Below are 20286 nucleotides of genomic sequence, written 5' to 3'. Positions count from 1 at the left end.
CCTGCGCTACCACAGGGTATTAGCACTATTATTTAGCTTTTGAGATTAGAAGTGCTGGGAATGTGTTGATCTTCATCATCTTCGTCCTCTCTCTTCTTACTACCATTGGCACCAGTAATCCAACTAAGTAAGCTAGCCTTAGGATGCAATCTTTCTTCTTCTTTTCTTTTTCGCTCTTTTTCCTCATGAATTTCTTTAGCTAAGCGAACGTCATTACGTGTCCAGCATGCTTTACGTTGCTCAGCAACAGCATCACTTCCTTTAGACCAGTAGTCGCTTAAGCTTAGTTCAGCAATCTTCGAAAAAGGATGCTCATGCAACAATCCGTTACGTGTTTTTCCTTGGCGACAAGTGTTTTCTACCAAGAATTTCATAGATGATTCAAGCAGGTTGCAGATATCCTCAGAATCTAATTTATTATCTTCACTTACGCCAACGTTATTGAATAGCATGCGATAAAATGTGCTGTTCTCTGCTGAACGCAGTGAGTAGCTTTTTTCAATTACAACCGCAGTTAGATACATCATACCACTTAAAATGCGTGATTTCTCCTCCGTTGTTTTACCGGATGAGTCTAATAAAGAAATGGTTTTTTGTAATAGCAGCACTTGATGCCTGCGAGGCTGTGGTAATTCTTCCTCCGTTGCTGCTTTATGACTTCCCTTTAGGGTAAGAACATTTTCCCTAAACTCACTTTTTAATTCACTATAAGCTTTTAAATCAAAACCCATTTTACTCTCCTTAACTCCATTAATAGGTTATTGGTGCAATCATTCACCGCAGACCAGTGTAAACTAAATCTTGGCGTTCGTCATGGATTTTCTTTAAACGAATTAATCAATTTACAAGCTTCTGATTAAATTAAAAAACTTCATTTTTTTATCTAACTGCTTCGATCCTTTATGGCTATGTCAAAATTTTTATTATCTGCTCAAAAAATTTGTATTTACCCGTCTCGCAAACTGCTTTAGGATGCCGTTATTTTTTACTTTTTGTGAGAATAATTGTGAAAAAAATACTAAGCCTGCTATTTATTTTTTGTTCAAGTTTGGCTTTAGCCAATAGTCACCCCCCCAAACTAGTGGTACAACTTGTTGTCGATCAGTTAAGAGGTGATTTGCTTAGCAAATATCAACAGAAATTTGGTCCCGATGGATTCAATTATCTTTTGCAACATGGTCTTGATTATCATAATGCCCATCATCCTCATGCCAATACAGTCACCTGTGTTGGCCATGCGACCATTGCTACCGGCAGTTACCCTTCTTTACACGGCATCGTTAATAATGAATGGTATGACAGGGCAAGCCATCATGAGATCAATTGCGTTGAAGACCAGCAAAGCCCCATTCTGGCTACCAAGCACTCACACAAATCGAATGTAGGCCGTTCACCGCGAAATCTTATAGCATCTACGTTGAGTGATGAAATTGTACTGGCACAAAAAGGTCAGGCTTTTGCCGTATCTTTGAAAGATCGCTCTGCAATCACCTTGGCTGGACATGCAGGGAAAGCGTTTTGGTTTGATCGAGACAATGGTGGTTTTGTAACCAGTCGACATTACTATACTGCCTATCCACAATGGGTTAATGATTGGAATGACCACTATGTAGCTAAAGATCAACAATGGGATTTAAGTGCCCCAAAGAACAGTTATACATTTGCCAATGCCCCCAGATTCAAGAATCGTTTCCCAGGATTCGGCCAATCCTTTCCTCATCATTTAGGTGCCCCTGACTCGGAAACCTACTACAAATATTTATCAATGACGCCTATTGCCGATGAACTGACTGCAGACTTTGCCATTTTTCTCTTGCAAAATGAGAAATTAGGCACTTCTGAGCAAAAGACGGATTATTTGGCCATAAGTTTTTCAGCCGTTGATGCAATTGGACACCAATTCGGACCCAATAGTCTTGAATCCGAGGATAATCTTTTACGTTTAGATAAAACGCTGGCAAAATTGCTGGCTGCAATTGATAAGCAGGTGGGTTTGCAAAATACCTTAATCGTTCTTACAGCTGATCATGGTGTGAGTGATGCGCCGGTTTATCTTGCTTCCCATCATATCGCTGAGAATAAGGCTTTAAAGCTTTCTCAGATACAAAAAATAATAGAAACAACCTTGGCTAAACGCTTTCAACTGCCTGCCAACACATTGCAAGCCATTTCTTTGCCTTATATTTATCTTGATCATCAAATCATTGCTGATCATCAATTATTCATTAACCAGGTCAGTGCTTATTTAGCTGAAAGCTTGCGTCAACAACCAGGTATTTTCCAAGCTTACAGCATACCACTAGCCAATACAGAACATGATTGGTTAAGCACTAAAGTTGACAAAATGGCATTCCCTGAACGTTCTGGTGATCTCTATCTTGTTTCCCCACCTTATCAGGCCCTAGCAGATAAAAGTGAGCAACGTGTGGCTCATGGAAGCCCTTGGCAATACGATAGTTATGTTCCTTTGTTATTTGTAAACCCTGCTTTTACTGCAAAACGGATCACCACAACGGTTAACACGACAGATATCGCTCCCACCCTTGCAACTATTCTGTCTATCAAATCACCTTCTGCTACTGTCGGACAACCTCTGTTGGACGTTATCAAGCCTTTTGAAGCCAGGACTTGAAATTATGAAAAGTTGCCCCTATTTTTTCAGAAAGGGGGGCAACTTAACTGGAACTAAAATGAATAATATTAGAACATTTATCCTACTTGCAGCATTAACGGCACTGTTGCTTGTTATTGGCAATTTGTTGGGGGGCCAAACAGGGTTCATTTTTGCGTTAGTCTTTGCGGTCATTATGAATTTTGGTGCCTATTGGTTTTCTGACACCATTGTTTTACGGATGTATGATGCACAGCCTTTAGACCCTAATCACCCCGTTTATACAATTGTTTCTCAATTAGCAAAAAAAGCACAAATCCCTATGCCCAAAGTTTATGCTGTGGATAATCCAACGCCAAACGCTTTTGCAACGGGACGCAACCCCCAACATGCCAGTATTGCCGTAACAACAGGGCTCTTGAATCGCCTGACCCCAGAAGAGCTAACTGGCGTCTTGGCGCATGAAATGTCTCACGTTACTCATCGCGATACCCTAATTAGTGTCATTGCAGCAACATTAGCGGGGGCGATTAGTGGTATAGCGAATATGTTCATGTGGACATCAATGTTTACTCATGGCGATGAAGACCGCCCCAATCCCATTGTCGCCATCTTGATGATGATCTTAGCGCCTCTAGCTGCGGCGATGGTACAAATGGCTGTCTCTCGTTCTCGCGAATATGAGGCAGATGCAGGAGGAGCTAAATTATGTGGTCAGCCGTTATGGCTTGCCAGTGCCTTAGGAAAACTTGAAGTAGCCAATCAACAAGGACAATTTCAACAAGCTGAGGCGCACCCTACCACAGCCCATCTCTTCATTGTTAATCCTCTGAGCGGTGAAGGATTAGCAAATCTTTTCGCAACACACCCTCCCATTGCTGAGCGAATAAAGCGTTTGCAGGAAATGGCTCTCTAGATGAACACTTGCTTTAAGAAGTTATTCTGGGGATAATTCGCCAATTTATAGCTATACTTGGATTGAAGATGGGGCAGCTAGGTCAATTTATTGTAAACCATTGGGTACTTTGGCTCACACTTTTGATTATTTTAATCTTAATCTTCGTTAATGAGCTATTAGCACTAAAAAAACGAGCTAAAGAGCTGTCCCCACAGGCTGCTGTGGATCTAATTAATCATGAAAATGCTGTGGTAATTGATTTACGTGATGTCGAAACGTTTCGTAGCGGCCACATTATCGACTCCATCCGCGCCAATACAGAAGATTTCGAGCAGCAGCGTATGGAAAAATATAAAACGAAACCGGTAATTCTGGTTTGTGCACGTGGTATACATTCAGCACAACTGGCAGCCAAGTTAAAACTAGCGGGGTTTACGCAACCTCTCGTTCTATCAGGAGGTATAACCGCTTGGCAAGCTGCTGGATTACCCATTGTTAAAGGAAAATAGTTAGAAGGACAGATGATATGGCTGACGTGATCATGTATAGCACTGCCTATTGCCCATTCTGCACAAAGGCACGTGATTTATTAGACAAAAAGGGCGTTACCTATACTGACATTCGTGTTGACGAGGAGCCTGTAAAACGCGATGAAATGATTGCTAAGAGTGGCAGACGTACCGTACCGCAAATATTCATTAATGGCCAACATATTGGTGGTTGTGATGATATGTATGCTCTGGAGAGTCAAGGGCATTTAGATAAACTTTTACGAGGATAAGAAAAAAATGACAGAACAAGCACGTGCTGGACAGAATACAGAAGCACAGTTCATGATTCAGCGAGTTTATATGAAAGATTCTTCTTTCGAGGCGCCTAATACCCCGGGCATCTTTCAGCATCAATGGGAGCCTGAGCTCTCCTTGGATATAAACACGCAACACACTAAATTGGAAACTGATGTTTACGAGGTCGTATTAACAGTTACCGCCACAGTAAAGAATAAAAACAGCACAGCTTTTTTGGCTGAAATCAAGCAGGCTGGTATTTTCACCATCCAAGGCACGTCGAAAGAGCAGCTTGATCATTTACTAAATAGTTTCTGTCCAAATATTCTCTTTCCATATGCACGTGAAGCCATTACTTCGCAAGTCATTCGAGGTAGTTTCCCACAACTCGTACTTGCTCCAATTAACTTTGATGCGCTCTACATGCAGCAGTTAAAAGAGAAGCAAAACGCTGCTAACACCAAAGAGCAGGAAGAAACTCGTTAAGCATCATGGAAAAAATGACGATTGCCATGCTTGGCGCCGGATCTTGGGGGACTGCCGTTGCAGTTCATCTGGCTCATCGTGGCCATCATGTCATGCTGTGGGGACATAACCCACAGCATATACGCGACATGGAAAAGACGCGCTGCAACAAACGTTACCTACCAGATGTTATTTTCCCGAACTCTCTCTCACTTGTTGAAGATCTTAAACATTGTATTAGCGAAGCAACAGAAATCATTATTGCTGTACCTTCGCATGCCTTTGCTAGTCTTTTTTTGCAATTACCTAAACCAGCTCATGGATTAGCCTGGTTAACTAAAGGCATTGATCCAGCTACCAATAAACTGCTGAGTGAACTCGTGGCTGAGCGTTGGGGCGAATCATTTCCTATTGCGATTATTTCAGGGCCTTCATTTGCCAAAGAAGTGGCACATCTTCTGCCTACCGCGGTAACACTCGCCGGCAATGACCCTGCTTATCAAAAAATGATTCAGGCGATGCTGCACTGTGATAGCATGCGTGTATATATAAGCAACGATATCATAGGTGTTCAGTTGTGTGGTGCTGTGAAAAATGTATTGGCTATCGCCTGTGGCATCAGTGATGGGCTAGGCTATGGGGCAAACGCTAAAGCGGCATTAATTACCCGAGGATTAGCCGAAATGAGACGTCTGGGTATTAAAATGGGAGCTCGTGAAGAAACGTTCATGGGTTTAGCCGGTGTAGGTGATTTGGTATTAACCTGCACAGATGACCAATCCCGCAATCGACGTTTTGGTTTACATTTGGGTAGAGGACTTGATCTTTTAGAGGCAGAAGAACAAATTGGTCAAGTGGTTGAAGGCAAGCATAATGCAGCGCAGGTTTGTGCCCTGGCAGAACAATTTGAAGTAGAAATGCCGATTTGCTTACAAGTAAAAGCTGTTTTAGCCGGAAAAATCACCGCTCACAAGGCAGCGATGAACTTGATGAGTCGCTCCCCACGAGAAGAATAAAAAGTTCAATTAGGTTACAAATGCAAATAATGGTAAGTTGTCTCCTATTTTTTCTTACTTTTTCCTGCCTTGCCATACCAATTGTCAAGAGAGTACAAACCTTTTATCAAATCAGCGGTAACACCGAGCAAGCCCTGCGCCAACAACTCAATCAACTAGGACCCACAGTCAATAACGAACATTTCGATTCTAAAACGACTTGGCATATTACTTGGACCTATACCTGGCAATTTGATAATCAATTAGAGACGACCTGCTCCATCAAAGATGTGAGTGTTTCTGTAAAAATTAACACCCTTTTTCCGCAATGGATTGATCAGTATAATGCATCTCCCGCATTAAAAACCAAATGGAACAATTATCTAACTGCTCTGCAAATTCATGAACAAGAACATGAATACAATGGCTTAAAAGCAGCCCAAGAGATTGAAGCGGCCTTGCTGCAGACATCATCGATGCCAAGCTGCGAGGAATTGCAAACTAAACTTGAAACAACCGCAATAACAATCCTTAAGCAGCATCATATTTGGGATCAACAATTTGACTTAGAAACCAACCATGGAAAGAACCAAGGCGCAGTTTTTCCTTAAATTGCATTCACTCACTCTCCGCAATTCCAAGGTGCCCCACAGCCTAAGTCAAATTGCTCTAATTGCAAGCCATGATATTCTTTTTGCCTAGTGGCCGAATTTGCACATAACTCGTCGATTGACTCTGGAAACATTGTCCGCTGAATATTATTCTCCAAGCTTTGCAATCGCTCCAAAGAAAAGGAATCAAGATTCTTGAGTTGTTGCCTATTCATATGAATACAAGGGCTACACTCCATGCTCGCATGGGGAAGCAATTTAAAGCCAGTTTTTTGCACCAGATGCATAAATTCTTCATTGTCTGTTTGCCAAAGAGGATACCATAATGTTCGTCCTTGATAGAGCTCGTTTTGCAACTCAAATTCTTCGAGATTGGCATAACGTCGAGAATCTAATCTTCTTTTGCCAGAGACGATAAGCGCCTCGCAGGAAGGATCATGTTCGTCAAGGTAATTCAGGATGGTCAATCCCTTGAGGAATCCAGCGCACCACTGAAATTTTCGACTTGGAAACTGTTTGCGGTCGATGACCATTTCACTAAAACTTGATTGTGCTTTCAAATGATGTACTTGAACTTGGTTTTTTTGGGCGTAGTCTGTGCATACGGAAATTCTTTCAGACCAACAAGCTGCTGCCCAACCTGTGTGCACGTAAATGAAATGAATATCAGGCAAAGCTCTATCAATAAGAGTCTGCATAACAGCCAGGGAATGATTTCCGAAATTACCAATAATTATGTGCATATGAGAACATGGATGGTGCCCAGGGCCGGAGTCGAACCGGCACGGAGTTTAATCCTCCGAGGGATTTTAAGTCCCTTGCGTCTACCTGTTTCGCCACCTGGGCATTTTATTGGAGGCTGAGGCCGGAATCGAACCGGCGTCCACGGCTTTGCAGGCCGCTGCATAACCACTCTGCCACACAGCCAAAACTAAATCCGAAAAAAAAAAGCGACTACGGCGTCGCTTTAATTTGGAGCGGGAAACGAGACTCGAACTCGCGACCCCAACCTTGGCAAGGTTGTGCTCTACCAACTGAGCTATTCCCGCCTCTCTACGGGTTGCCATTCTACCGCAAATTCTTACGCTGTCAACAAGTTAACGCTAAATTTATTCGAAATCTAAACACATCTCACAAGTTCTATACCTTCCTCAACGATAGTTGAGTTCACACTTCGTCAAGACGAGGAAACATGCGCTTTTGCCATTAATTGCGGCCATGCAATAGTAAGATAAATAATCATCGACCAAATGGTTAAAATAGCAGCCATATACAACAAAATGAAACCTAATACGCCCCACCAAGATTGCGTTGGAGTAAAAGCAACCAACAGAAAAAGAGCAAACATCTGAAGAGTAGTTTTAACTTTACCAATGTAACTTACCGTAACACTAGCACGCCTGCCAATCTCCGCCATCCACTCTCTAAGAGCAGAGATAACAATTTCTCGTCCTACAATCACGATAGCAGGAATAGTGATGTAATCCATGTCCTTCGCGCCTACGAGCAAGAGCAAACTACAAGCAACCAGTAACTTGTCAGCAACAGGATCAAGAAACGCACCAAAGGGTGACATCTGCTTTAATCTGCGCGCTAGATAACCATCCAACCAGTCAGTAAAGCTTGCCAGCGCAAAAATAGTGGCAGCCAAACCATGTGACCAGCGAAATGGTAAATAAAAGGCAATAATAAACACCGGGATCAACACGATGCGCATTAAGGTTAACAAATTAGGTAAACTGGTCCAGGTACTCACCGGAGTCCTCCCTCTTTAGGCAACTGTAAATAATCAGCCAAATGCTGGTAATCATCAAAGACTGCCAAAGCACCTGCAGCGAGTAATGCAGTTTTTTGCTGATGATAAAAATCGACACCAATAGCATCAACACCAAGATTCTTTGCCATCTGCATATCCGTCACAGAATCACCCACCATGAGTGCTTCATCAGCTGTCACATCAAATGTATCTAAAATTTCCTTAAGCATTTCTGGTGACGGCTTGGCTGCTGTTTGCCCGGCCGAACGAGTGACTTTAAATAACGTATCTAATCCGGAAATATGAAGGACTCGCTGCAGTGACTGTTGTCCCTTATTGCTGGCAATCGCAACATCAATCCCAGCCTGCTGCAAACGACCGACAAAATCTTTTGCTCCGGGTATCAAATAAACTTCTGTACTGCGCGAAATCAAAGATTGCTGTACAGCATACAACAGCTGTTCGTGTTGGGCGTCACTTAAGTGAGGAAAGACTTTCCTCAGTGCCTTTACCAATCCTAAATCCACTGCTTGTCGGGCAACTTGCTGGTCGATTTCACCAAAGTTTAAGCGTCGTGCCTCGGTGGCGACGCTATTAAAAATTTGGCCTAATGTATCACCTAAAGTACCTTCCCAATCAAACACTACCAAGCGATATGGCTTACTCATGCAACAAGCTCCTCGCATGCAATTTTTTTTCAGACTTCTTTCAAAACTCTACTGCAGTGAATTTCGAAAGAAGTTCAGTGTTTCAGTAAACTGATCATCTAAATTCGCTTCAAACGAATAATTTTTTCCGTTCAGGTTAAATTGAATTGCTCTTGCATGCAAATAAAGTCTTGGTTTAATTAATTTCAATCCGTCTATTTGCAGTGCTTTGCTGCCATATTTCTCATCACCAACAATGGCATGTCCAAGATAGGCACTATGCACTCTGATCTGATGGGTACGTCCCGTTTTGGGTGATGCCTCTACTAAACAGGCTTGTTGGTAATTTTCAAGCAACTTAAAGACTGTCTGCGACAGTCTACCTTCTGGACTAACGACCACCATCCTTTCACCTGATTTTAAACTATTTTTCTTAAGAGATGCGTTGACTTCCACAATTTTTTTATCTTGCCAAGCATTAGTCAACAAAGCCCAATACGTTTTTTGTACCTGACGAGCCTCAAGTAAAGCTTGAATCATTCGAAGCCAACTTCTTTTTTTTGCAAGTAATAAACAACCCGACGTTTCTTTGTCTAACCGATGCACAAGTTCAAGATAAGATAGATCATCACGGGTTTTACGCAGAGCCTCAATGACTCCTAAACTGACCCCGCTACCCCCGTGAACGGCAATCCCAGCTGGTTTGTTAAGCACCAGAAGCTGATTATCTTCATATAAGATACTATTTTGTAACTGTTTCTCGAGTCTATCACCAACAAAAATATCTTTTTCCTGGGAAACACGTACTGGAGGGATACGTACAGAATCACCTTCTTCTAAACGCAAAGCCGCTTGTGCTCTTTTTTTATTTACACGTACTTCACCTGCACGAATAATACGATAAATATGACTTTTGGGAACACCTTTGAGGATCCTCATCAAGTAATTATCGAGACGTTGCCCTTCTTCCTCGGCGGTGATTTCTGTATAACGTACATCACTCATTTGTATATTAAACCTATTTGCTGTGACTGTTTTTTTTGATAACATTAAAAATCGCGTGAATATTCGCGCGACCGAATTATAACGTATAAACGAAAAGTTTATCAGCCGCTATACCTTCGTAAGGTATAATAACTCGGCTATATCAAGGCCCTTAGCAATTTGCCAAGTGAATGTCTAGACCGATTTCGTACACAATGATGCAACTCAACAAGCAGCAAAGCACGAAAATCAGCAGTTAAGACGTCATTTGTAGTATAATTGAAGTTAGGTCCTTAAAATGAAACGCGCTACCTTAAGTTTATGATATAAGGAAGCACCCTGAACCAGAGCCAAATTGAAAAAGAACTCATCAGATACCCACGCATGGCCGACATGCTCTACATCAGTTTCAACTTATTTTGCGAATTTAGGCAAAGGATGGTTTCTTATGCATAAAGCCATTGACAAAAGCCTGTTCATCACAAAATCTAGGCACTACAGATGTACATATTCAGCATGCGCCGCTAATCTGCAGCACTATGCGTGCCGTCTGTCCTTATGGTCTTGGGGATGCTTAAGCAAATATTTTTTGTTACTTAGGAAACGTTTAAACAATAGCTAAATTTTTCTGGCTCCTAAATATTAAGGAGTCATAGATATCAAAATGGAACTGAACCTTAGCGTGAACGTAACTTCAATAAACAAGAAATACATCCTTGCACTATCTTACTTAAGTGTTGCGCCCTTTATGGGGTAAGTAATGGAAAAAATGTTAATAAATGCAACGCAAACTGAAGAGATAAGGGTTGCACTAGTAAAAGATAAACATCTCTATGATTTAGACATTGAGTGTCCAGCAGAAAGCAAGAAAAAAGGGAATATCTACAAAGCAGTAGTTACCCGTCGAGAACCCAGCCTGGATGCCATTTTTGTCGAATATGGTGCTAAACGCCAAGGGTTTCTTCCTCTTAAGGAAATTGCACCAGAGTATTTAAGTAAACATCCTGACGAATTTGGTGAAGAGAAACCGCCTATTACCTCTTTAATTCGTGAAGGCCAGGAATTACTTGTTCAGGTTGATAAAGAAGAGCGTGGTAATAAAGGAGCAGCGTTAACAACTTATATTACTTTAGCTGGCTGTTACCTAGTATTAATGCCTAATAACCCTAACTCCGGCGGCATTTCACGTCGCATAGAAGGCGATGATAGAGATGAATTAAAAGAAACCTTAAATGCCCTGGAATTACCTGATGACATGGGACTTATTATCCGCACCGCTGGAGTTGGTAAAGGTCAGGATGAATTGCAAGCCGATCTTGATATGTTGTGCAACCAATGGCAAGCCATAAAGCAAGCCTATTATACCCAGCTTGCACCCTGCCTGATTCATCAGGAAGGCGATGTGATTATCCGCTCTATCCGTGACAATTTGCGTAAATCAATTGGCGAAATTATTATTGATGATCAGATTTCTTATGTAAAAGCTAAACAATACATTGAACAAGTAAAACCCGACTTTTTACCGAATCTCAAGCTTTACAATAGCACCATCCCTTTATTTAATTTTTATCAAATTGAAAGCCAGATAGAAACCGCCTATCAGCGAGAGGTTCCATTGCCTTCTGGAGGTGCGCTTGTTATTGATCGTACCGAAGCATTGGTTTCAATCGATATTAACTCAGCTAAAGCAACAAGCGGTTCTGATATTGAAACAACCGCTTTGAACACCAATCTAGAGGCAGCAGATGAAATCGCGCGTCAATTGCGCTTACGAGATCTCGGCGGCTTGGTTGTTATTGATTTCATAGACATGAGTTCGAGTAAAAATCAAAGGGAAGTTGAGAGCCGCTTAAAAGAAGCTCTTAAAGCTGATCGAGCTCGAATTCAGGTTGGTCGTATATCTCGTTTTGGATTACTCGAGATGTCTCGTCAACGCCTGCGGCTCTCATTAGGTGAAAGCGCTCAAGAAATATGTCCACGTTGCGAAGGACGAGGTACTGTAAGAAGTATTCAATCTCATGGGTTATCCATCATTCGTCTGATTGAAGAAGAGGCTTTAAAGGAAAAAACGGCTGAAGTACAAGTTCAGTTACCACCTGAAATAGCCACCCTCATCATGAATGAGAAACGTGAATTTATTTTAAATATAGAAAAACGCCATGGGGTACATGTTTTAATCATAGCCAACCCCTATTTGCAACCACCTCATTACGAACTTACACGGTTAAAAGAAGACAATGTTGGCAAGACTAAAAAACCGAGTTATTTGCTAATCCAACAACCTGAATTGACTGTTGCTCGAGCTGAAGATACAGCCAAGCATGATGAACCAGCCGTGAAGGCCTTTGCCCTGCCTCACTCCGAAAAAGCTCCGCAGAGCAGTTTCATCAAACGGTTATGGAAAAGTTTATTTGGTGCTGCCGAGCCAAGTGCCTCTTCCAGTCGACAAGAGAAAACTGCACCTGCTGCAACCAGCTCCCAACAGTATAAACATGCTCCTGGTCTACATGAGAGACGTCAATCTTCTTCTAACCGCCGTCGTCGTTCAGGGGGCCAACAACGTGGTTCTGGGAATGTCCAGCGAAAGAAAGGTCAGTCCGGGCAAGCAAGCCAAGGACGCGTAGTACATATGAAACCTGAACAAACAAAAAAAAAAGCGCCAGCCAGTAAAGAACCACATGACAGTTGATGTTAGTTAATTTAGCCTGCCCCCTCACCCGCTACGCGCGTAGGGTGAGGGGGCATAGAGTAGCTATTTTACGCATTCCCGTCTAAAGTAGAACTTAATTTTGCATCTATCTGAGCCCACTATGAGCACAATCTTATATTCTCTAATTCTTCTTATTATGTTGTGCTCCAATCTATACGCAGGAAGTAGCTTAACAATCAATACCCCAAAAAAGCAGATTATTTATACGAGAGAAAATTTACTAAACCATCCTAAGGTTGTGACTTTAAAATCAATCCATTTGCCAAGCTATCCGGATAAAATTTTTGATCTCAAGGCAATCAAGTTGTGTGAATTACTTGTAGCGGATGACAGTACCGGTACAACATTGAAAGTGCGGGCCTTTGATAACTATATTTCCTATTTCAATTTGCAAAAAATCCATCCCTGCGAAACGCCAAGAGCTAGCATTGCATATCTTGCCATTGAAGAACCGAATGAGCCATGGCCAATAATTCCTCAACTTAAGCGCTCTGCAGGATCTTTTTATCTCATTTGGATAGGTCAAAAAGTGCCACAAAGCAATTGGATTTTTGGAGTAGAATCCATACAAGTTACAGCATCAAACCCATTTTCCAAGCTTTTACCCCAACATAGTACTGACGTACAAGCCAAAGGATTGGAGATATTTGCTGACCAATGTGGTGGTTGCCATTCAATCAATTTAGTGGGAAATCTTGAAATTGGCCCTGATTTAAATTTTCCGAAAAACCCCACTGAATATTTCTCTGAGAAACACCTAAGGCAATTTATTCGTAATCCTCAATCCATTCGTTATATGAAAAACGATAAGATGTTCCCGTTCACTAAACAAAATTTATCCGATGAAGAGTTGGATGCACTGATTGAGTTTTTAAAATTAATGCGTGAGCACAAAATCAAAGAGGTGCCAGCTCATTTACAAACTAAGCCACTATTATGAGGAAGCAGATGTCGTTACGTACGCTCTTTTAAGCCGGTGGCAATTGGCGTTACACCAATATTAGGGTTGAACCCACAATCATCAAGCAATTTTAACAAATTATTACCACGTCGCGTTAAACGTTTTATACAGTACTCTTCCAAATAACTATAGAGAATGTAGTAATATTCTGGCAGGGTCAAAATGGTCAGAATTTTTTCTGCTCTCTCCACATGATGGCTATTATTATAATCGCATGCTTGAAAGAGAACCGCCGCCAATATCGAAGCAAAACTGGCTTTCCGCACCGGATTTGCTAGATAAAATCGCTGAATGCACTCATCTAAGGCACGATCTTTATCCCATTCCACCCAAGTATTGTAAAGAGCAATGGCGGCATCTGAATTGAATTCCTCTGGCGATTGCGTCTGCAATTCTTGTAGAGCATATCCTACAGGAACAATGGCTTGTATATTTGCCCAGGAACAGTTACCTGCAATTTGTGAGCTGATTGGCATATGCAGTACAGGTACCAACCCTAGCTTTTGGTTGATGGTTTGATGAAAATAGCGCCGACTTTGTTTTTTGAATAAAAAATCCAGTAGGAACGGTAAATTGATCATCTCGGGTCGTGTGATGCGATAAATATTAATACTACCTTCTTTTAAACTATTCTCCCCCCTATCAATTTTGGCCCACCAGTTTTGATAACGGATAAAACCAAGCGCATGCCCCCGACTTGCAGCAGGCAAAATGAGCATAGGCGATTTGACTAACTGATTGAGGCGTTCTTTATGCTCATCTGTTAAAAATGGATACTGTTGAAATTGCAGCAATTCTGCAGCGACAGTAAAAGCATCCATGATGTTATAGATAAAAGGAAATTGATCGCGTAGTTTACGAGTGGAATAGCTGCTAGTAAAACGTCTAAGAGAATCTTTTACAATAGCCACTGTAAATTCAAGAATAAAACCTTCATAATCGAGTTCAATAAATTCACCCTCAGCATTAACAATATCCACATCCCCAGTAAGCTCAAAGCGGTGCCCAATTAATTTGGCATTTATAAAATCGAGTGCAAAATCCAATTTTGCCCCATGTTGATACAACAAATGTTTCAATGGATCTTGTCCTCTTAAAACAGGATAGACAAGAACAGAAAGTCCTGAGGTTGTATAGGCATCTGCATTAGCACCATGACTCAACAAGAGTCGAGACATCTCCAAATCATTATTGTCAACAGCCCAATGCAGTGGGGTACGTCCGGTCACATCGCCTTTATTCACATTAACTCCACGAGCAATGAGTTGTTCGGCAATGTGAGGTTGTCTGGTGATGGCGCATTCAATCAGTGGAGTGAAGCCATACTCGTCAATATCATCCAGTGATTCACCTTGACTGAGGTAAAAATCGAAGTCGGGTACGCGACAACTGATGATATCATTAGCTATTGTCATTTAGAAAAACCTATGGTCTAAATTGAGGATCTGTTCTCATCTTCGGCATATTACCCAAACGCAGCTGCTTCTCCATTTCTTGTTCACGACGTTCATTATCAAATTCCCGCCGAGCTTCTGTGTTGAGTGGCGGCTCAGGATTTAAATTCGGATCGATACCATCATTGCGTTGTGAATTCAGAAAAGGATGCTGCAGAATGCCATTTTCCATTGCCTCCTCTGGCGAAACGTTTTGCTCCTCATCATTATGCTCGCGAGCATGGACTTTAGCCAATTTCCTATGTTGTTGCTGCTCTGCAATACGCCTTTGACGTTCCATCGTCTTAGTTTCATCGAACAAAATTGATTGGCCAGATTTTGCTGTTGGTACACTCAATATTGTTAAGACGGCCGAATTGCTAATCGCTCTACCAGCACTATTAGAGAATATTGCTCGATATTTTTTCCCATTATCAGCAACGGTCAGTGTTGCGGTAGTATAGGTGGTTGAGGTTGCACCTTCGATCCCTACCCAAACAGCACTTCCTGCCTTGCAAAATTGCCATTGCACTGTAGGTGCAGGCAAACCAGAAGCTAGAGCGGTAAAGCTCGCCTTCCCACCTATATTCACAGCCTGATGGATCGGCTGAGTCATTATCTCTGGTGGGATAAAAGAACTCTCTATATTTTGTCTATGTGTTTCAGTAGCCATATAATATACATTATAGATAATCTCTATGCAGAATCTCAGCAATTTGTACAGCATTTGTAGCTGCACCTTTGCGAATGTTATCTGCCACTACCCATAAGTTTAAACCATTTGGAGAAGAAATATCCTGCCTAATCCGACCAACAAAGACCTCATCTTTGCCCACAGCGTGAGTAATAGGCGTTGGATACTGCAATTTATTGGTATCATCAATCACTTTAACACTTGGCGCTTTATTCAGTAACTTACGTGCTTCAACGGCGGTAAGAGGCGCCTTCAATTCAAGATGGATTGCTTCTGAATGACCATAAAGCACGGGTACACGCACCGTGGTGGGGTTAACTAAAATACTATCATCTTCCATAATTTTTTTAGTTTCCCAAACCATTTTCATTTCTTCGCGGGTATAACCATTCTCTTGAAACTCATCGATATGCGGTAACACATTAAATGCTATTTGTTTAGGGTAAACAGAGGGTTTAATCGGCCTGCCATTTAACAACTCGCTAATCTGACTAACCAATTCATGAATCGCTTTTTTACCTGTTCCTGATACGGCCTGATAAGTAGCGACATTAATACGATGAATACCTACTGCATCATGCAATGGTTTTAGAGTAACAACCATTTGGATAGTTGAACAATTGGGATTGGCAATGATACCGCGATTTTTGTACTCAGCAATGCGATGTGGGTTCACTTCCGGCACAACCAAAGGAATATCATTGTCATAACGGAAACATGAGGTATTATCGACAACAACACAACCGGCGGCGGCAGCCTTCGGTGCATACTCTTTAGAAACAGCGCTACCTGCAGAGAATAAAGCGATATCAACCTGGCTAAAATCAAAATGCGCCAAATCTTCTACATCCAGGGTATAGTTGTTAAACACCACTGTTTTACCAACCGATCGTGAGCTAGCCAGAGGATAAATGTTATCTACAGGAAAATCACGTTCTTCCAAAACGGTTAATAACGTTTCTCCCACAGCACCTGTGGCACCTACTATTGCGATGTTTAAACGTCGACTCATTTGTTACCCCTTCTTCATTGATTTTGTGCCTTATGCCGTAAATAGTGATCCATTAATACCAGAGCCATCATGGCTTCAGCAATAGGTACGGCTCGAATGCCAACACAAGGATCATGGCGTCCTTTGGTCACTATTACTACCTCTTCACCTTTGGTATTGATTGTTTTTCCAGGTTTGACAATGCTTGAGGTCGGTTTAAGCGCTATATTTACCTCAATGTTCTGTCCTGTAGAAATCCCTCCAAGAATCCCTCCAGCATGGTTTGTCAAAAAACCCGCCTTGGTCATCTCATCGCGGTGTTCGCTACCCATTTGCCTAATGACCTCAAAACCTGCACCTATTTCTACGCCTTTTACAGCATTGATCGACATCATGGCATACGCCAATGTCGCATCAAGCTTATCAAAAACCGGGTCACCAAGACCAACAGGTACATGACGAGCAATCACTTTCACGCCAGCACCGACGGAATCTCCTTGTCTACGAAGCTTGTCAATATAAGCTGCTAAGTCAGCAACTTGATGCTCGTTCGGACAAAAAAAAGGATTGTCATTGATCGCTTGCTCACTCACAAACTCTATATTAAGCGTTCCCATCGCTTGCAAATAACCGGTTATTTCAATCCCCAGCGTGCGTTTTAAATACAGTCTGGCAATCGCTCCAGCAGCAACGCGAGCAGCTGTTTCCCGCGCGGAGGAGCGACCACCCCCACGATAATCTCGGTGACCATACTTATGGTAGTAGGTAAAATCAGCATGCCCCGGACGGAACAAATCTTTAATCTCCTCATAATCCCTCGAACGTTGATCGCTGTTTCTGATCAATAACGCAATTGGAGTCCCGGTAGTCAATCCTTCAAAAACACCAGAGAGAATTTCTACTTTGTCCTCTTCACGTCTTTGGGTCGTGTATTTCGATTGTCCTGGTCTGCGTTTATCCAAAAAAGGTTGAATATCTTCGGCAGTCAACACTAGTCCTGGGGGGCACCCATCAACAATACATCCCAAAGCGGGTCCATGGCTTTCCCCGAAACTGGTTACTGTAAACAACTTACCAAAGGTGTTTCCACTCATAGATTAATTACCTTGGGATGAAAAGTAAGTTTTTAATTGTTGACTTGTCATTAGAAACACACCCTCTCCACCATGCTCAAACTCAAGCCAGGTAAAAGGCACATGCGGGAATGCATCTTCCAAAGCTTGTGCACTGTTTCCGACTTCAACCACTAAAATACCGTCTTCAGTTAAATAAGCATGGGCTCTTGCAAGGATTTTTTCAACAACTGCCAAACCATGATTGCTTGTTTCTAAAGCCAGTTTGGGTTCATGATGGTATTCAACGGGTAATGTTTGCATCTCTTCTGTGCTGACATAGGGCGGATTAGAAACAATCAAATCATAACGTATAGAAGGCACATTCTCCCAACAATCTGATTGAATAAGTGTAATCACATCGTCCAAGCCATGACGTTCACAATTCATTGCTGCGACTTGCAGTGCTCCCTCTGAGATATCCACAGCATCAATGATGGCATCAGGAAATGCATAAGCACAGGCAATAGCAATACATCCACTTCCTGTACACAGATCAAGAATGCTATGCACCCTCTCGGCTACCAGCCAAGGAGAAAATTGTTGCTTGATAAGCTCTGCGATGGGTGAACGTGGAATCAGTACCCGTTCATCCACATAGAAAGGTAATTCACAAAAATAAGCTTTATTGGTCAGATAAGGAACTGGGACTTTATCCACAAGACGTCGTGAAAGCTGTTTAACCAGCATTTCTTTTTCAACCTGGGTTAATCGTGCTTGGAAAAGCATGGGATCAACATCAAGAGGCAGATGTAAACTGCCAACAATTAGTGCAATCATCTCGTCCCAGGCATTATCAGTCCCGTGACCATAATAAAGATGATTTACATGAGCTTGAGTCATGCCAAAACGTAAAAAATCAAGGATTGTTTCTAACTCTTTACTCGCTGTCCGATATACATCCGTCATAATTCGTAACCCTGTGACCACAATTGTCACAAATTGTACGCTAGTTTCAAACGTTTGTCCTTAAGCTAGGATTCCTGTCCTTAAGCCACATGGAATAGTCACTATAGCTCGATCTTCAAGTTTGTTAATTAACGAATTACCGTGGCTTGACCACGATATCTAGCGATCTTCATGGCAAATGGATACCGTGGTCAAGCCACGGTAATTCGGTTTCTAAAAAGTCAAGCAATAAAAACTTGAAGATCGCGTATAATTACTAATTATTGCACTATATGATGCTGACCTATGTCCGATGATTTTCTGTCTGAGGAAGACAAAGCTTTATTCCGTAAAATGGTAGGCGAGGTAAAACCACTATCCAAAGACAAGAAGATTGCAACCGTCACTCCAAAATCTAAAACACCTACTGCTAAAGCACAAAATGCAACAGAAAATAAAAAGGCTAATCCTATTTATTTATCTGATTATTACATGAATGAAGTGCAAGCAAACAGTTTACTTTCTTACTGCAGCCATAGCATCCCACTCAAACGACTTCGTGAGTTAAAAAGCGGACAAATTCAATGGGATTCCCGATTAGATTTGCATGGTTTAAGACCCAATATAGCGAAAGAAACATTGATCAAATTTATTCTGCAACAAAGCGCTTCTGGACACCGTTGTTTGCTGATTATTCATGGTAAGGGAAGTCATCATGGTGAGGCGCCTGTATTAAAAAATTTGGTCAATCACTGGCTGCGACAATTCCCACAAGTTCTAGCCTTCTCTAGTGCCTTAGCGCGTGACGGCGGTAGTGGCGCTTTGTATGTGTTACTCAAACGGCAGAGAGAGAAGTTATAAAACACAACATATCTCTTATAGCTTTAGGGGCTGTTGCCATTTCGCTAGCTTGAGCCAAAATGATTTGATTCGAGCACCGCAACGCAGCATACATAGAAGTATGGTGGAGCACAGAAAATCAAATCATTTTGGCCAAGATAGTAGAAATGGCAACAGCCCCGGATTGAATTTATCGTCATAAACCCTTACCATTGCACAAAATTTTAAATGATAAAACCATGAGTAAACAAGCCATTATTATCGGAATTTCTGGCCCCTCAGCTTCGGGTAAAAGTCTTTTGGCCAACACCATTGTCAATGAACTCGGTTCTGAACAAGTTGTTGTGATCTCTGAAGACGCTTACTACAAAGACAATAGTCATTTACCTTTCTCTGAAAGAGAGAAAATAAATTACGATCATCCCGATGCATTTGACCATGCATTGCTTTGCGAGCATCTTCGCAGTTTACAGCAAGGGAAGGCTGTTGATATCCCAATCTATTCTCATTCCAAACATATTCGCTTATCAGAAACGCGTCATATAGGACAACATGCCATTATTGTCCTGGAAGGTATTCTTCTTTTTAGTGATAAAGAATTACGAGAGATAATGGATATTCGTATTTTTATGTCCACTCCTCTCGATGTATGCCTCACGCGCCGTCTGAAACGCGATGTGGTGGAACGCCATCGTTCTTTTGAATCAGTGGTTCACCAGTATGAGACCACCGTGAGACCGATGTATTTGCAATTTATTGAACCATCCAGTCGCTATGCGGACATCATCGTTCCCCGAGGGGGTGAGAATCGTATCGCAATCGGTATGATTCAGGCTAAAATGCGCGAGTTACTCGCGACACACCAAAATGGCTTGAGTACTGAAATTATCAGAGGAGAATGA

General features: G+C 41.9%; 21 protein-coding genes and 3 tRNA genes. 11 read left to right on the top strand and 13 right to left on the bottom strand.

Annotated elements, in window-relative coordinates:
* Nucleotides 1-32: 32 nt before the first annotated feature.
* The gene (locus tag CKV79_RS03165; RefSeq protein WP_028373565.1) at nt 33-731 is read right to left on the bottom strand and encodes a hypothetical protein; all 699 of its coding nucleotides are present in this window, start codon (nt 729-731) and stop codon (nt 33-35) included.
* A 275-nt stretch (nt 732-1006) separates the two neighbouring features.
* Between CKV79_RS03165 and CKV79_RS03160 the strand changes: the two genes are divergently transcribed.
* The 7 genes from CKV79_RS03160 (at nt 1007) to CKV79_RS03130 (ending at nt 6368) form a co-directional block, all read left to right on the top strand.
* Nucleotides 1007-2632 carry an alkaline phosphatase family protein gene (locus CKV79_RS03160; protein WP_028373566.1) on the top strand — a complete coding sequence of 542 codons (1626 nt, stop codon included), beginning with the start codon at nt 1007-1009 and terminating at the stop codon, nt 2630-2632.
* A 58-nt stretch (nt 2633-2690) separates the two neighbouring features.
* Nucleotides 2691-3527, top strand: a complete 837-nt coding sequence (htpX, locus tag CKV79_RS03155) for a zinc metalloprotease HtpX (RefSeq protein WP_028373567.1) — start codon at nt 2691-2693, stop codon at nt 3525-3527.
* A 68-nt stretch (nt 3528-3595) separates the two neighbouring features.
* Nucleotides 3596-4018, top strand: coding sequence for a rhodanese-like domain-containing protein (locus CKV79_RS03150; protein WP_028373568.1), 423 nt, complete (start codon nt 3596-3598; stop codon nt 4016-4018).
* A gap of 17 nt (nt 4019-4035) precedes the next feature.
* Nucleotides 4036-4290 (top strand): glutaredoxin 3, encoded by a 255-nt coding sequence (gene grxC / locus CKV79_RS03145; protein ID WP_028373569.1) that lies wholly within the window; start codon nt 4036-4038, stop codon nt 4288-4290.
* Between the two features lie 7 nt (nt 4291-4297).
* On the top strand, nt 4298-4783 hold the full coding sequence (gene secB, locus CKV79_RS03140; protein WP_028373570.1) for a protein-export chaperone SecB: 486 nt from the start codon (nt 4298-4300) through the stop codon (nt 4781-4783).
* Nucleotides 4784-4788: 5 nt separating this feature from the next.
* The gene (locus CKV79_RS03135) at nt 4789-5778 is read left to right on the top strand and encodes an NAD(P)H-dependent glycerol-3-phosphate dehydrogenase (protein ID WP_028373571.1); all 990 of its coding nucleotides are present in this window, start codon (nt 4789-4791) and stop codon (nt 5776-5778) included.
* Nucleotides 5779-5798: 20 nt separating this feature from the next.
* The gene (locus CKV79_RS03130; RefSeq protein ID WP_051546179.1) at nt 5799-6368 is read left to right on the top strand and encodes a DUF922 domain-containing Zn-dependent protease; all 570 of its coding nucleotides are present in this window, start codon (nt 5799-5801) and stop codon (nt 6366-6368) included.
* A gap of 11 nt (nt 6369-6379) precedes the next feature.
* Here the strand turns inward: CKV79_RS03130 and CKV79_RS03125 are convergent, their stop codons facing one another.
* The 7 genes from CKV79_RS03125 to CKV79_RS03095 form a co-directional block, all read right to left on the bottom strand.
* Nucleotides 6380-7111 (bottom strand): phosphoadenosine phosphosulfate reductase domain-containing protein, encoded by a 732-nt coding sequence (locus CKV79_RS03125; protein WP_028373572.1) that lies wholly within the window; start codon nt 7109-7111, stop codon nt 6380-6382.
* Between the two features lie 13 nt (nt 7112-7124).
* Nucleotides 7125-7214: transfer RNA gene (locus CKV79_RS03120), tRNA-Leu, on the bottom strand.
* A gap of 7 nt (nt 7215-7221) precedes the next feature.
* A tRNA-Cys gene (locus CKV79_RS03115) sits at nt 7222-7295 on the bottom strand.
* Nucleotides 7296-7341: 46 nt separating this feature from the next.
* Nucleotides 7342-7417 (bottom strand) — tRNA-Gly (locus CKV79_RS03110).
* A gap of 128 nt (nt 7418-7545) precedes the next feature.
* The gene (pgsA, locus tag CKV79_RS03105) at nt 7546-8124 is read right to left on the bottom strand and encodes a CDP-diacylglycerol--glycerol-3-phosphate 3-phosphatidyltransferase (RefSeq protein ID WP_028373573.1); all 579 of its coding nucleotides are present in this window, start codon (nt 8122-8124) and stop codon (nt 7546-7548) included.
* Nucleotides 8121-8792: an HAD family hydrolase gene (locus CKV79_RS03100; RefSeq protein ID WP_028373574.1), complete on the bottom strand. Its 672-nt coding sequence runs from the start codon at nt 8790-8792 to the stop codon at nt 8121-8123. The genes pgsA and CKV79_RS03100 overlap by 4 nt, the downstream gene beginning before the upstream one ends.
* A 48-nt stretch (nt 8793-8840) precedes the next feature.
* A complete protein-coding gene (locus CKV79_RS03095) occupies nt 8841-9776 on the bottom strand; it encodes an RluA family pseudouridine synthase (protein WP_028373575.1) in 936 nt (311 codons plus the stop codon).
* A gap of 739 nt (nt 9777-10515) precedes the next feature.
* Here CKV79_RS03095 and CKV79_RS03090 point away from each other — a divergent pair.
* Both CKV79_RS03090 and CKV79_RS03085 read left to right on the top strand, forming a co-directional pair.
* Nucleotides 10516-12444: an Rne/Rng family ribonuclease gene (locus tag CKV79_RS03090; RefSeq protein ID WP_051546180.1), complete on the top strand. Its 1929-nt coding sequence runs from the start codon at nt 10516-10518 to the stop codon at nt 12442-12444.
* 121 nt (nt 12445-12565) lie between these two features.
* Complete coding sequence (locus tag CKV79_RS03085; protein WP_081778090.1) at nt 12566-13405, top strand: c-type cytochrome; 840 nt, start codon at nt 12566-12568, stop codon at nt 13403-13405.
* 14 nt (nt 13406-13419) lie between these two features.
* Here the strand turns inward: CKV79_RS03085 and ankH are convergent, their stop codons facing one another.
* From ankH to prmB, 5 genes are read right to left on the bottom strand one after another with little or no spacing between them, the layout of a single operon-like run.
* Complete coding sequence (ankH, locus tag CKV79_RS03080) at nt 13420-14841, bottom strand: Dot/Icm T4SS effector AnkH/LegA3 (protein ID WP_028373576.1); 1422 nt, start codon at nt 14839-14841, stop codon at nt 13420-13422.
* A gap of 10 nt (nt 14842-14851) precedes the next feature.
* Nucleotides 14852-15532 carry an immunoglobulin domain-containing protein gene (locus tag CKV79_RS13980; RefSeq protein ID WP_231950196.1) on the bottom strand — a complete coding sequence of 227 codons (681 nt, stop codon included), beginning with the start codon at nt 15530-15532 and terminating at the stop codon, nt 14852-14854.
* 10 nt (nt 15533-15542) lie between these two features.
* Entirely contained in the window at nt 15543-16565 is a 1023-nt protein-coding gene (locus tag CKV79_RS03070) for an aspartate-semialdehyde dehydrogenase (RefSeq protein ID WP_028373577.1), read from the bottom strand.
* A 14-nt stretch (nt 16566-16579) separates the two neighbouring features.
* Entirely contained in the window at nt 16580-17638 is a 1059-nt protein-coding gene (gene aroC / locus CKV79_RS03065) for a chorismate synthase (RefSeq protein WP_028373578.1), read from the bottom strand.
* 3 nt (nt 17639-17641) lie between these two features.
* Complete coding sequence (gene prmB / locus CKV79_RS03060; protein ID WP_028373579.1) at nt 17642-18565, bottom strand: 50S ribosomal protein L3 N(5)-glutamine methyltransferase; 924 nt, start codon at nt 18563-18565, stop codon at nt 17642-17644.
* 285 nt (nt 18566-18850) lie between these two features.
* Between prmB and CKV79_RS03055 the strand changes: the two genes are divergently transcribed.
* The gene (locus CKV79_RS03055; RefSeq protein WP_028373580.1) at nt 18851-19405 is read left to right on the top strand and encodes a Smr/MutS family protein; all 555 of its coding nucleotides are present in this window, start codon (nt 18851-18853) and stop codon (nt 19403-19405) included.
* Nucleotides 19406-19623: 218 nt separating this feature from the next.
* Nucleotides 19624-20286, top strand: a complete 663-nt coding sequence (udk, locus tag CKV79_RS03050) for a uridine kinase (RefSeq protein ID WP_028373581.1) — start codon at nt 19624-19626, stop codon at nt 20284-20286.

The organism is Legionella lansingensis, assembly GCF_900187355.1.
Taxonomy (GTDB): domain Bacteria; phylum Pseudomonadota; class Gammaproteobacteria; order Legionellales; family Legionellaceae; genus Tatlockia; species Tatlockia lansingensis.
Note: the sequence above shows the minus strand (reverse complement) of the source record. Positions and strands in the feature narration are given on the sequence as shown.